At 69.4% G+C, this 12,850-nt stretch carries 10 protein-coding genes; 8 read left to right on the top strand and 2 right to left on the bottom strand.

Annotation, left to right across the window (positions count from 1 at the left end; translation table 11 throughout):
- Positions 1 to 26: 26 nt before the first annotated feature.
- The 8 genes from GOHSU_RS03485 (at position 27) to GOHSU_RS03450 (ending at position 9,953) form a co-directional block, all read left to right on the top strand.
- The gene (locus tag GOHSU_RS03485; protein WP_005936897.1) at positions 27 to 1,100 is read left to right on the top strand and encodes an acyl-CoA dehydrogenase family protein; all 1,074 of its coding nucleotides are present in this window, start codon (positions 27 to 29) and stop codon (positions 1,098 to 1,100) included.
- Positions 1,097 to 2,695: an acyl-CoA carboxylase subunit beta gene (locus tag GOHSU_RS03480; RefSeq protein ID WP_005936894.1), complete on the top strand. Its 1,599-nt coding sequence runs from the start codon at positions 1,097 to 1,099 to the stop codon at positions 2,693 to 2,695. Before GOHSU_RS03485 ends, GOHSU_RS03480 begins: the two co-directional genes overlap by 4 nt.
- Before the next feature lie 7 nt (positions 2,696 to 2,702).
- A complete protein-coding gene (locus GOHSU_RS03475) occupies positions 2,703 to 4,769 on the top strand; it encodes an acetyl/propionyl/methylcrotonyl-CoA carboxylase subunit alpha (RefSeq protein WP_005936892.1) in 2,067 nt (688 codons plus the stop codon).
- Positions 4,770 to 4,781: 12 nt separating this feature from the next.
- The gene (locus GOHSU_RS03470) at positions 4,782 to 5,939 is read left to right on the top strand and encodes an acyl-CoA dehydrogenase family protein (protein ID WP_005936890.1); all 1,158 of its coding nucleotides are present in this window, start codon (positions 4,782 to 4,784) and stop codon (positions 5,937 to 5,939) included.
- Between the two features lie 13 nt (positions 5,940 to 5,952).
- On the top strand, positions 5,953 to 6,753 hold the full coding sequence (locus GOHSU_RS03465; protein ID WP_005936888.1) for an enoyl-CoA hydratase family protein: 801 nt from the start codon (positions 5,953 to 5,955) through the stop codon (positions 6,751 to 6,753).
- Complete coding sequence (locus tag GOHSU_RS03460) at positions 6,750 to 7,355, top strand: TetR/AcrR family transcriptional regulator (protein ID WP_005936886.1); 606 nt, start codon at positions 6,750 to 6,752, stop codon at positions 7,353 to 7,355. The genes GOHSU_RS03465 and GOHSU_RS03460 overlap by 4 nt, the downstream gene beginning before the upstream one ends.
- Before the next feature lie 71 nt (positions 7,356 to 7,426).
- Entirely contained in the window at positions 7,427 to 8,977 is a 1,551-nt protein-coding gene (locus GOHSU_RS03455) for an acyl-CoA carboxylase subunit beta (RefSeq protein WP_005936884.1), read from the top strand.
- Between the two features lie 91 nt (positions 8,978 to 9,068).
- The gene (locus GOHSU_RS03450; RefSeq protein ID WP_005936881.1) at positions 9,069 to 9,953 is read left to right on the top strand and encodes an exodeoxyribonuclease III; all 885 of its coding nucleotides are present in this window, start codon (positions 9,069 to 9,071) and stop codon (positions 9,951 to 9,953) included.
- 130 nt (positions 9,954 to 10,083) lie between these two features.
- Here the strand turns inward: GOHSU_RS03450 and GOHSU_RS03445 are convergent, their stop codons facing one another.
- Positions 10,084 to 11,202: an NDMA-dependent alcohol dehydrogenase gene (locus GOHSU_RS03445; RefSeq protein ID WP_005936878.1), complete on the bottom strand. Its 1,119-nt coding sequence runs from the start codon at positions 11,200 to 11,202 to the stop codon at positions 10,084 to 10,086.
- Positions 11,203 to 11,256: 54 nt separating this feature from the next.
- On the bottom strand, positions 11,257 to 12,753 hold the full coding sequence (locus tag GOHSU_RS03440) for an aldehyde dehydrogenase family protein (protein WP_005936876.1): 1,497 nt from the start codon (positions 12,751 to 12,753) through the stop codon (positions 11,257 to 11,259).
- Between the last annotated feature and the right edge of the window lie 97 nt (positions 12,754 to 12,850).

The following is a 12,850-nucleotide window of genomic DNA, read 5'->3' as shown; positions in this document are numbered from 1 at the left end:
CCAGGCAAGAACCAGCGAGGAGACACATGCCCATCGCCAATCCCGTGTGGGAGGCCCCCGAACGCAAAGCTCTGCGCGAGACCATCGCCGGCTTCGCCCAGCGGCACATCCTGCCCTTCCAGGACCAGTGGGAAGCCGAAGGGGAGATCCCGCGCGAACTGCACCGGCAAGCCGCCGAACTGGGACTGATCGGACTGGCCTATCCGGAGTCGGTGGGCGGCTCCGGCGGCGATGTGATCGACGCCAGCATCCTGTGCGAGGAACTGCACGAGCGCGGGGTGGCCGGCGGCGTCTTCGCCTCCCTGTTCACCAGCGGGACCCTGGCCATCACCGAACCCGGCGGCGGCAGCGATGTGGGGCACCTGCGCACCAGTGCGGTCCGCGACGGTGACCACTACGTCGTCAACGGGTCCAAGACCTACATCACCTCCGGGGTGCGCGCCGATTTCGTGGTGACCGCGGTGCGCACCGGCGGCCCCGGCGCCGCCGGTGTCTCGCTGCTGGTGATCGAGAAGGACACCCCCGGCTTCACCGTCGACCGCAGGCTCGACAAGATGGGCTGGCGCTCGTCTGATACCGCCGAACTGTCCTTCGTCGACGTGCGCGTCCCGGTGGAGAATCTGGTGGGCCCGGAGAACTCGGGTTTCGCCCAGATCGCCCAGGCCTTCGTCACCGAACGCGTCGCCCTGGCCGTGCAGGCCTACGCCCAGGCCCAGCGCTGCCTGGACCTGACGCTGGAGTGGGTGCGCGAACGCGAGACCTTCGGCAAACCGCTGATCGCCCGGCAGAACGTGCAGGACGCGGTCGCCGAGATGGCCCGCCGCATCGATGTGGCCCGCACCTACACCCGTGCCGTGGTCGACAACTACGCCGCCGGCACCGGTGATCTGATCGCCGAAGTGTGCTTCGCCAAGAACACCGCCGTGGAGACCGGCGAATGGGTGGCGACCAAGGCCGTGCAGCTCTACGGCGGCCTGGGCTACATGACCGGCACCGAGGTGGAACGCCAGTACCGCGATATGCGCATCATCGGCATCGGCGGCGGCACAAACGAGATCCTGCTCTCCCTGGCAGCCAAACGATTGGGGTACCAAGCATGACCGTCCTGCGCAGCAAACTGGACCCGACGTCGGAGGAGTTCGCCACCAACGTCGAGGCGATGAACGCCAAACTCGCCGAACTCGACGTCGAGTTCCGCAAGGTGATCGAGGGCGGCGGTGAACGCTCGGTGGCCCGGCACCACAAACGCGGCAAGCTGTTGCCGCGCGAACGGATCGAGCTGCTGCTCGACGAGGATTCGCCGTTCCTGGAACTGTGCCCGCTGGCCGCCTACGGCTCCCAGTTCGCCGTCGGCGCCTCGGTGGTGGTCGGCATCGGTGTGGTCGAGGGCGTCGAATGCCTGATCGTGGCCAACGATCCGACCATCAAGGGCGGCACCTCCAACCCGTGGACCCTGCGCAAGATCCTGCGCTGCAACGACATCGCGATGGAGAACCGTCTCCCGGTGATCTCCCTGGTGGAGTCCGGCGGTGCCGATCTGCCCACCCAGAAAGAGGTCTTCGTCCCCGGCGGACGGATGTTCCGCGACCTGACCCGGTTGTCGGCGGCAGGGATCCCCACCATCGCGCTGGTCTTCGGCAACTCCACCGCCGGCGGGGCGTACGTGCCCGGTATGAGCGACCACGTCGTGATGATCAAGGAGCGCTCCAAGGTCTTCCTCGGCGGTCCGCCGCTGGTGAAGATGGCCACCGGTGAGGAGAGCGACGACGAGGAGCTCGGCGGCGCCGAGATGCATGCCCGCGTCTCGGGTCTGGCCGACCATCTGGCCCAGGACGAGCAGGACGCGATCCGGATCGGCCGGCGCATCGTCGCCCGCCTCAACTGGCGTAAGCAGGGGCCCGCCCCGGCCGTATCGGCACCCGAACCGCGCTACAGCTCCGAAGAGCTGCTGGGCATCGTGCCGCCGGACCTGAAGATCCCGTTCGATCCGCGCGAGGTGATCGCGCGAGTGGTCGACGACAGCGACTTCGACGAGTTCAAACCCGAATACGGCACCTCGCTGTGCACCGGCTGGGCCCGCATCCACGGCTACCCGGTCGGCATCCTGGCCAACGCCCAGGGCGTGCTGTTCTCTGCCGAAGCGCAGAAGGCCACCCAGTTCATTCAGCTGGCCAATCGCTCGGACACCCCGCTGCTGTTCCTGCACAACACCACCGGCTACATGGTGGGCAAGGAGTACGAGCAGAACGGCATCATCAAACACGGGGCGATGATGATCAACGCGGTCTCCAACTCAACCGTCCCGCACATCTCGATCCTGATGGGCGCCAGCTACGGCGCCGGACACTACGGCATGTGCGGTCGGGCCTACGATCCGCGGTTCCTGTTCGCCTGGCCCAGCGCCAAATCGGCGGTGATGGGCGGGGCGCAGCTGGCCGGTGTCATCTCGATCGTCTCCCGTGCGGCCACCGAGGCCCGCGGCGGTACCGTCGATGAGGAAGCCGACGCCGGTCTGCGGGCCATGATCGAAGCCCAGATCGAAGCCGAATCGGTCCCGATGTTCCTGTCCGGGATGCTCTACGACGACGGCGTCATCGATCCCCGCGACACCCGCACCGTGCTGGGTATGACCCTGTCCGCCATCGCCGGCGCACCGATCGAGGGCACCGACAACTTCGGCGTCTTCCGGATGTGAGGAAACCATGAGCGCAACCACCCCCGTCATCACCTCCGTCCTGGTGGCCAACCGCGGCGAGATCGCCTGCCGCGTCTTCGCCACCTGCCGGGCCATGGGCATCGGCACCGTGGCCGTCTACTCCGACCCGGACGCCGACGCACCGCATGTGCGGGCCGCCGATGCGGCCGTGGCTCTGCCCGGTTCCACTTCCGCCGAGACCTATCTGCGCGGTGATCTGGTGATCGCCGCCGCGCGCCAGGCCGGTGCCGACGCCATCCATCCCGGCTACGGCTTCCTGTCGGAGAACGCCGAATTCGCGCAGGCGGTGATCGACGCGGGCCTGATCTGGATCGGTCCGCCGCCGTCGTCGATCACCGCGATGGGCTCCAAAGTCAACGCCAAGGAGGCCATGGCCGCCGCCGGCGTGCCGGTGCTGGCCGATCTGGATCCGGCCGCGGTCACCGCCGCCGATCTGCCGCTGCTGATCAAGGCCTCCGCCGGTGGTGGCGGCCGCGGTATGCGGATCGTGCGGGAACTGAGCGAACTGGACGAGGCCGTCGCCGCCGCCGCACGCGAAGCCGAATCGGCCTTCGGCGATGCGACCGTCTTCTGCGAGCCCTACATCGAGCGCGGCCACCACATCGAGGTGCAGGTGATGGCCGACCAGCACGGCGGCGTGTGGGCGGTGGGCGAGCGGGAATGCTCCATCCAGCGCCGTCACCAGAAAGTGGTCGAGGAGGCCCCGGCCCCGCTGGTCGAACGGATCGGCGGCGATATGCGCGCCACCCTGTACGACGCGGCCCGCACCGCGGCGTCGTCGATCGGCTATGTCGGCGCCGGCACCGTGGAGTTCCTGGCCTCGGCCGACGGGCGGTTCTTCTTCCTGGAGACCAACACCCGCCTGCAGGTGGAGCACCCGGTCACCGAGCTGACCACCGGCACCGATCTGGTGGCTTGGCAGCTGCGGGTGGCCCAGGGCGAGAAGCTCGACCCGACCGAGCCGGCCGCGACCGGGCACTCGATCGAGGTGCGGCTGTACGCCGAGGACCCCGCCCGGGACTGGCAGCCGCAGTCGGGCACCGTGCACACCATCGACATCCCGGCCGACGGGCACTTCGGGCTGCTGGCGCGCCCCGGTATCCGGGTCGACTCGGGTATCGCCGACGGCAGCGAGATCTCCACCTTCTACGACCCCATGCTGGCCAAGGTGATCTCCTGGGCGCCGACCCGCGCGCGGGCCGCGGCCATGCTCGCCCGGGCCCTGGCCGATGCGAAGATCCACGGCGTGGTGACCAACCGCGATCTGCTGGTCAACATCCTGCGCGAAGAGCAGTACCTGACCGGCGACACCGACACCGCCTACCTGGACACCGTCGGGCTCGCGGAGCTGTCGGCGCCGCTGGCCGATCCGCGTGCGGTGCAGGTGGCCGCGGTCGCCGCGGCCCTGGCGCAGTCGGCCGCGGCCCGCGTGCAAGCCCAGGTGGACGCCGGTCTGCCGTCGGGCTGGCGGAACCTGCCGTCGGTCTACCAGTCCAAGACGTACCTGCCGGCCGGCAACGACGACGATGAGCTCACGGTGCGCTACCGGATCGAGCGCGGCCGGGTGCAGCTGCCCGACCTGGCCGGGGTGGACGCGATCTCCTGGACCCCGAGCGAGGTGGTGCTGCGCGTGGACGGCGTGGCCCGCCGGTACACCGTCACCGTGGTCGACGATCAGGTGTTCGTCGACTGGCCCGGCGCCTCGGTGGCCCTGACCCGGGTGCCGCGGTATACCGACCCCAGTGCCGTGGCCCGGCCCGGCTCGCTGCTGGCGCCCATGCCCGGCTCGGTGATCCGCATCGCGGTAGCCGAGGGGGACCGCGTCGTCGCCGGCCAGCCGCTGCTGTGGCTGGAGGCGATGAAGATGGAGCACACCATCGCCGCCCCGACCGACGGGGTGGTCTCGGTGCTCGCCGTGACCGAAGGCCGCCAGCTGGCGGTCGGCGAGGTCCTCGCGGTGATCACCGACGATGCCGCATCCGACGCCGCCGCATCAGACGAGGCAGAATCAGCAGAATCCACGACCACTGACGCTGCCACCGCAGCCGAATAGGGAAGAGCCGCAATGAATTTCACTGAAACCTCCGAACACGCCGAACTCCGGGCGGCCGTGGCAGCCCTGGGCGCCAAGTACGGCGCCCAGTACTTCCAGGACTGCGCCCGGCAGGACCGCAAGACCGATGAGCTGTGGCGCGAAGCCGGTGAGCTCGGCTTCATCGGCGTCAATCTGCCCGAGGAGTACGGCGGCGGCGGAGCCGGCATGTACGAGCTGTCCATCGTCATGGAAGAGCTGGCCGCCTCGGGCACCGGCCTGCTGATGCTGGTGGTCTCCCCGGCGATCTGCGGCAACATCATCGCCCGCTTCGGCACCGACGAGCAGAAGCAGCGCTGGATCCCGGGCCTGGCCGACGGCTCGATCACCATGGCCTTCGGCATCACCGAACCCGACGCCGGCTCCAACTCGCACATGATCACCACCACCGCCCGCCGGGACGGCGACGAGTGGCTGCTGTCGGGCCAGAAGGTCTTCATCTCCGGTGTGGACCAGTCCGATGCGGTGCTGATCGTGGCCCGCACCGAGGACGCCAAGACCGGCAAGCTCAAGCCGGCCCTGTTCATCGTGCCGACCGACGCCCCCGGTTTCGAGGCCCAGCTGATCGAGATGGAGCTGCTCAACCCGGAGAAGCAGTTCCAGATCTTCCTCGACGATGTGCGCCTGCCCGCCGACGCCCTGGTCGGCTCCGAAGACGCCGCCCTGAGCCAGCTGTTCGCCGGCCTGAACCCCGAGCGCATCATGGCCTCGGCCTCGGCGGTCGGGATGGCCCGCTACGCCCTGGCCAAGGCCGTCGAGTACGTCAACGACCGCACCGTCTGGAAGGCGCCGATCGGCACCCACCAGGCGATCGCGCACCCGCTGGCCAAGGCCAAGATCGATCTGGAGGCCGCCAAACTGATGATGCAGAAGGCCGCCACCCTCTACGACGCCGGCGACGACTGGGGTGCGGCCGAACCGGCCAACATGGCCAAGCTGCTGGCCGCCGACGCCGCCGTGGCCGCCGTCGACCAGGCCGTGCACTCGATGGGCGGCAACGGTCTGACCGTCGAATACGGGGTGGCACCGATGATCACGCTGTCGCGGATCGCCAAGATCGCTCCGGTCAGCCGCGAGATGATCCTCAACTTCGTCGCGCAGACCAGCCTGGGTCTGCCCAAGTCGTACTGATCGGAATGCGCCGATGAGTGAGGAGAAGACGCTGGTGCACACGGCCGTGGAGGCCGCGGTGTGCACCGTCACCCTGGATTCACCGCACAACCGCAATGCACTCAGCTCCACGCTGGTGCGCCAACTGCGCGAGGCCATCGCCGCCGCCGGTGCCGATCCGGCGGTCCGCGCGGTGGTGGTGACCCACACCGGCGGCACCTTCTGCGCCGGGGCCGATCTGGCCGAGGCGCTGAGCCGGGGCCTGACCCCCGAGGAGGCCACCGCCGAGGTCGGCTCGACGATGTCGGCGCTGATGCGCTCGTTCATCGAACTGCCCAAACCGGTGATCGTCAAGATCGACGGCCACGTGCGGGCCGGCGGCTTCGGGCTGGTGGGCGCGGCGGATATGGCGCTGGCCGGCCCGTCGTCGACCTTCGCCCTGACCGAATCGCGGCTGGGTCTGGCCCCGTCGATCATCTCGGTGGTGCTGCTGCCCCGGATGACCGCGCGCGCGGCCGGACGCTACTTCCTCACCGGGGAGACCTTCGGTGCCGCGCAGGCGGTGACGACCGGGCTGCTCACCGCCGCCGCCGAGTCGCCGCAGGATCTGGATCAGCGACTCGAGGAGATCCTCGAGGGGGTTCGCAAAGCCTCTCCACAAGGGCTGGCGGCCTCCAAGAAGCTGACCACCGCGGCCCTGCTCGACGGGTTCGACGAGGCCACCGCGGCGCGGGCGGCCGAATCGATGGCGGCCTTCGCCTCGGAGGAGGCGCGCGAGGGCATGACCGCGTTCCTGTCCAAGCGCAAACCGTCCTGGGATGCGAGCTCGTCGTGACCGTCGCCGCCCGGGAGCCGCAGCAGGAGCGGTCGCGGCAGACCCGTGAGCGGCTCCTGGCGGTCACCGTCGACATGCTCGCCCACAGCGGCTGGTCGGCCACCACGGTCACCGCGGTCGCCGAGGCGGCCGGGGTGTCCCGCGGGGCGGCCCAGCATCACTTCCCGGCCCGCGAGGATCTGATCACCGCGGTCCTGGAAGAGATGTTCACCGAGATGACCGCCGAGGCGGCTCAGACGCTGGACAATCTGCCCGACGGCCCCGAACGCATCGATCTGGTCGTCGATCGGGCCGTGGCCATCTACACCGGGGTGCCGTTCAAGGCGGCCCTGCAGGTGTGGGCGGCGGCCGCCTCCGATGAGGCGCTGCGCGAGCTGATCCTGCCGCTGGAGGCCAAACTGGCGCGCGCCGCCCACAAGCTGACCGTGCAGGGTCTGGACCCGGACGGCCGGCACGGCGCCCAGGCGCACCGGCTGGCGCAGCTCACCCTGGACCTGGCGCGCGGACTGGGTCTGGCCGACACCCTGTCGGACGATTCGGCCCGGCGCGCCCAGGTCACCGCGGCCTGGGTGCAGCAACTCCAATCGACCCTGCACACGTAGCCGTCGTCGGCGATGGACGGGCCCGCGATCACCACGACGAACCAGGCACCCATGACCGGGGAAAGGCACCCATGACCGGAGAAGACGGAATGCACATTCGGGACGATCTGCTGCAGGTACTGGCCCGCCGGGCCCTGACGCAGGACTCGGCCCGCCCCGAGGCGCTGGAACGTCTGCACGCGCGCGGCGGCCGCAGCGCGCGGGAGCACATCGCCGCCGTCGTCGACCCCGGCTCGTTCGTCGAATACGGACGCTTCGTCACCGCCGCCCAGGAGCAGCGCCGCCCGGTCGACGAGCTGCTCGACCGGACCGTGTCCGACGGGATCGTCGGCGGTGTGGCGACGGTGGACGGTCGTGCCTGCGCGGTGCTGTCCTACGACTATCTGGTGATGGCCGGCACCCAGGGGATCCGGGGCCACCACAAGACCGACCGGTTGCTGGAGGTGATCGAACGGCTGAGCCTGCCGACGCTGTTCTTCGCCGCCGGCGGGGGCGGCCGGCCCGGCGACACCGACATTCCGGTGGTCTCGGCGCTGGACGTGCCGACCTTCGCCGCGTGGGCGCGGCTGGCCGGGAAGGTCCCGCGCATCGCCGTGGTCGACAACAACTGTTTCGCCGGCAACGCGGTGATCGCCGGCTGCTCGGACCTGATCGTGGCCACCGACGGATCGTCGCTGGGGATGGGCGGTCCGGCGATGATCGCCGGCGGCGGCCTGGGCGACTACGCCGCCGAACAGGTCGGTCCGCTGGAGGTGATGACCGAAGCCGGTGTGGTCGATGTGGCCGTCGAGCACGACGACGTCGACGAGGCCGCCCGGGAGATACTCGGCTACTTCCTCGGGCCGCTGCCGGACTGGACGGTGCCGGATCAGACGGTGCTGCGCGATCTGGTGCCCGAGACCGAACGCACCTCCTACGACCCCACCCCCATCGTGGAGACGGTGTGCGACACCGATTCGGTGACCATGCTGCGCCCGGAGTTCGCCCCGGAACTGTTCACCGCGCTGGGCCGGATCGAGGGCCGCACCGTCGGGATCCTCGGCAACGACACCCGCTTTTTGGCCGGGGCCATCACCGCCGACGCCGGCGACAAGTCGGCCCGCTTCCTGCAACTGTGCGATGCCTACGGCTTCCCGGTGCTGTCGCTGGTGGACACCCCGGGCATGATGGTCGGCCCGGACGCCGAGGCCACCGGCATGGTGCGGCACGCCTCCCGGCTGCTGATCGCCGGGGCGCAGCTGTCGGTGCCGCTGATCGGGGTGGTGCTGCGCCGCGGCTACGGGCTGGGCGCCCAGGCGATGCTCGGCGGCGGCACCGGTGAACCGCTGATGACACTGGCCTGGCCCGGTGCGCACATGGGGCCGATGGGACTCGAGGGTGCGGTCCGGCTGTCGCTGCGCGCCGAACTGGAAGCGATCGCCGACCCGGCCGAACGCGAGCGCACCGTGGCGGTGCTGACCGCGCAGTATCAGGAGCACTGCTCGGTGCTCAACGCCGCGCGGCTGGGAGAGATCGACGATGTGATCGATCCGGCCGAGACCCGATCGCTGGTGGCCCGCCTGCTGGCGGCGGCCGGACCCGACGCCGTCACCGGCTCCGGCCGGCCCGTCGATGCGTGGTGAGCGCCGCACGGTGACGGCGTGACCCGAGCCGGCGGGATGATTCCTCCGGCGCGACGCCCAGGCGGTGCGGTACCCCCGATACGGTGGGGGCATGCGGATCGCGACGTGGAATGTGAACTCGGTGAAGCAGCGCATCCCCCGGCTGCTGCCGTGGCTGGATGAGCGCGCCCCCGATGTGGTGTGCCTGCAGGAGACCAAGGTCAGCGACGAGGCCTTCGCCGAGCTGCTCGGCGACGAACTCGCCGCGCGCGGCTACCGATTCGCGCACGTGGGCCAGGGCCAGTGGAACGGGGTGGCGCTGCTGAGCCGGGTCGGGCTCGACGACGTCGTCGAGGCCATCCCCGATGTTCCGGGCTTTCCCGATCCGGCCGGTCCGCCGGAAGGGCGGGCGGTGTCGGCGCGCTGCGGCGGTCTGCGGATCTGGTCGGTGTACGTACCCAACGGCCGCGAGGTCGACTCCGAGCACTACCGCTACAAGCTGGCGTGGCTGGAGCGGTTGCGTGCGGCCGTCGCGCCCGAGGCGGCGCAGACGATGGTCGGCGGCGACTACAACATCGTGCCGGCCGATGCGGACGTCTTCGACCCGGCGGCCCTGATCGGGCACACCCACGTGACCCCGGCCGAGCGGGCCGAACTGTCGGGTCTGCTGGAGTTGGGGATGGTCGACCTGCAGCGCGCCCACTGGCCCGACGAGCAGTTCTACTCGTACTGGGACTACCGGGCCGGCATGTTCCACCGGAATCTGGGCATGCGGATCGACCTGATCGTGGCCGGCGACCCGATCGCCGAGCGGGTGCAGGCGGCCTGGGTGGACCGGCAGGCCCGCAAGGGCACCAAACCCAGTGATCACGCGCCCGTGATCGTCGACCTGGACGCCGCCCCGGACGGGGACGTCGGGCCGATGGTGCCGCCGCCGTCGAACCCGGCCACGCCGAAGTCGGGTTCGGTGAAGCTGCCGCACAGCATCGCCGACTGATTCTCGATCGTCGCGATCGAGCGGGGTTGTCCGAGGCCGGCGACGTTCCTGGGGTCACACCGCTGGCACATCGGCGCGGACTCGGCCATCAGGAAACCCTGAGGGCCGAGTCCGGGCGGGCGGAGGTCGATCAGGTCGTGGCGTGATCGATGACGCCGCGGATGTTCTTACCGTCGCGCAGATCCTGGTAGCCCTCGTTGACCTGGTCGAGGGTGTACCGCTGGGTGATCAGCTCATCGAGCTTCAGTTCGCCGGCGTCGTACAGGCGCAGCAGCTTGACGATGTCGTACTGCGGGTTCATCGAACCGAACAGCGTGCCCATGATCGTCTTCTGGTTCAGCGTCAGATCGGTACCGGAGACGTTCACCGTCAGCTTGGCCGGATCGGCCAGACCGGTGATCACCACGCGTCCGCCCTTGCCGATCACCGCGGTGGCCGCACTGACCACATCGGCATCGACGGTTCCGACCAGGATCAGTGCCGCATCGGCGCCCTGCCCCCAGGTGAGTTCGGTGACCTTCTCGGCGGCTTCCTCGGCGGTGGCGAAGGCATGGGTGGCGCCGAACTTGGTCGCCGTATCGCGCTTGAGTTCGACCGGGTCGACCACCACCACGTACTTGCAGCCCGCGGACACCGCGCCCTGGACGGCGTTGATGCCGAGCCCGCCGATGCCGTAGATCACGGCGGTGTCGCCCGGGCGCAGATTGCCGGCGTTGACCGCCGTTCCCCAGCCCGAGGGGACGCCGCAGCCGACCAGCACGGCACTGCCCAGGGGCAGCCAGTCGTCGATCTTGACCACCGAATGTTCGGAGATCGTCGAGTACTCGGAGAAGGTGCCCAGCATGCACATGGCGCCGAAGTCCTCTCCGTCCGGGCCGTGGAACCGGAAGGTGCCGTCGGGCATGGAGCCTTCCAGGATCGTGGCGCCCATATCGCACAGGTTCTGCCGGCCGGTGGAGCAGTAGCGGCAGTGCCCGCAGTTCGGGATGAAGCTGCACACCACGTGGTCGCCGGGTTTGACCTTGGTGACACCCGGGCCGATCTCCTGAATGATGCCGGCGCCCTCGTGCCCGCCGACGATGGGATAGCGCGGCGGCAGATCACCGTCGGTCAGATGCAGATCCGAGTGGCACAGACCGGCATTGGTGAATTTGATCAGCACCTCACCGGGGCCGGGCGGATCCAGTTCCAGTTCCATGATCGTGAACGGTTCGCCCGGTCCGAGCAGAACGGCGGCTTTGGTCTTCATGCGATCTCCTTGTTGGTAGAGCTTTTTGGGTGGGGAGTTCTGGGCGATCGGGTTTCAGAGGGCGACGTTGACGGACTTCACCTGGGTGTAGAGGTCCACGGCCGAGTCGCCGAGTTCGCGGCCCCAGCCGGACTGTTTGAACCCGCCGAACGGCAGCGCGGTGTCGAAGCCGTTGTATTGGTTGACCCACACCGACCCGGCCTGCACCGCGGCGGCGGTGCGGTGGGCCTTGGAGAGGTCCGTGGTCCAGATACCGGCGGCCAGGCCATAGATGGAATCGTTGGCCGCGCGCGCCACATCCTCTTCGCCGTCGAACGGCAGGGCGGCGACCACCGGCCCGAAGATCTCCTCTTCGACGATCGAGAACGACGGCTCGACGTCGACGAAGACGGTCGGCTCGATGAAGTAGCCCTGGTCGCCCCAGCGTCCGCCGCCGGTGAGCGCGCGGGCACCGGAGGCCAGACCCTGTTGGATGTAGCCACTGACCCGGTCGAACTGCTCCTGGGAGACCAGCGGCCCCAGCTCGGTGGCCGGATCCAGGCCGGGGCCGATCTTGGCGGCGGCCGCGGCGTCGGCGACGGCCTGGGTGAAGTCGTCGAAGATCTCACGCTGCACGAACATGCGGGTGCCGGCGACACAGCACTGTCCGTGGTTGAACATCCACGCGGCGACGCTGCCGGCGACGGCGGCCTCCAGATCGGCGTCGGCGTAGACGATGTTCGGGCTCTTGCCGCCCAATTCCAGCGAGACCTTCTTCAGGTTGCCGGTCGCGGCCTGCACGATCTTCTTGCCGACCTCGGTGGAGCCGGTGAAGGCGACCTTGTCCACGTCCATGTGCGCCGAGAGGGCGGCACCGGCATCGCCGAAGCCGGGCACGATGTTGACCACACCGGGCGGGAATCCGGCTTCCTCGAACACCTCGCCGAGCAGCAGCGCCGACAACGGCGTCTGTTCGGCCGGTTTGAGGATCACGGTGTTACCGGCGGCCAAGGCGGGAGCGAGCTTCCAGGTGGCCATCAGGATCGGGAAGTTCCACGGCACGATCTGGCCGCAGACACCGAGGGCCTCGCGCCGAGTGTAGGCGTGGAACTGCCCGTCGGGGGCGAACGGCATGGACGGGGTGATCGACGAACCGGTGATCTTGGTGGCCAGCCCGGCGTTGTACCGCCACACATCGGCCGACCAGCCGACGTCCACGGCGGTGGCGATGGCCACGGACTTGCCGTTGTCGAGGGCTTCGAGCTGCCCGAAGATCTCGGCGCGTTCGGACAGGATGTCGCCGACCCGCCAGATCAGGCGTTCGCGCTCATTGGGTTTCATCCGCGACCACGGGCCTTCGAAGGCGGCGCGCGCGGCGATCACGGCGCGGTCGATATCGGCGGCCGCGCCGCGAGCGACCCGGGTGATCACCTGGCCGGTGGCCGGATCGAGGGTTTCGAAGGTCTCGCCGGACAGCGCGTCGACCCAGGCGCCGCCGATCAGCATCTTGCGGTCGGTGGACACGAAATCGGCGACTGCGGGCAGCAGGCCCGGGTGCAGTGTGGTGGTCATCGGACTCCTCTTCTCTCCTCGCCCCGGCAGTCGGGCGAGTGCGACAGGTTGTGATGTGCACCACGAAGGGTGCCCTGTATTTGTCCCACGTTCCGGG

It is taken from the genome of Gordonia hirsuta DSM 44140 = NBRC 16056, from assembly GCF_000333015.1.
Classification (GTDB): domain Bacteria; phylum Actinomycetota; class Actinomycetes; order Mycobacteriales; family Mycobacteriaceae; genus Gordonia; species Gordonia hirsuta.
The sequence above is the reverse complement of the archived record's forward strand: the minus strand, read 5'-3'. Positions and strand labels throughout refer to the sequence as shown.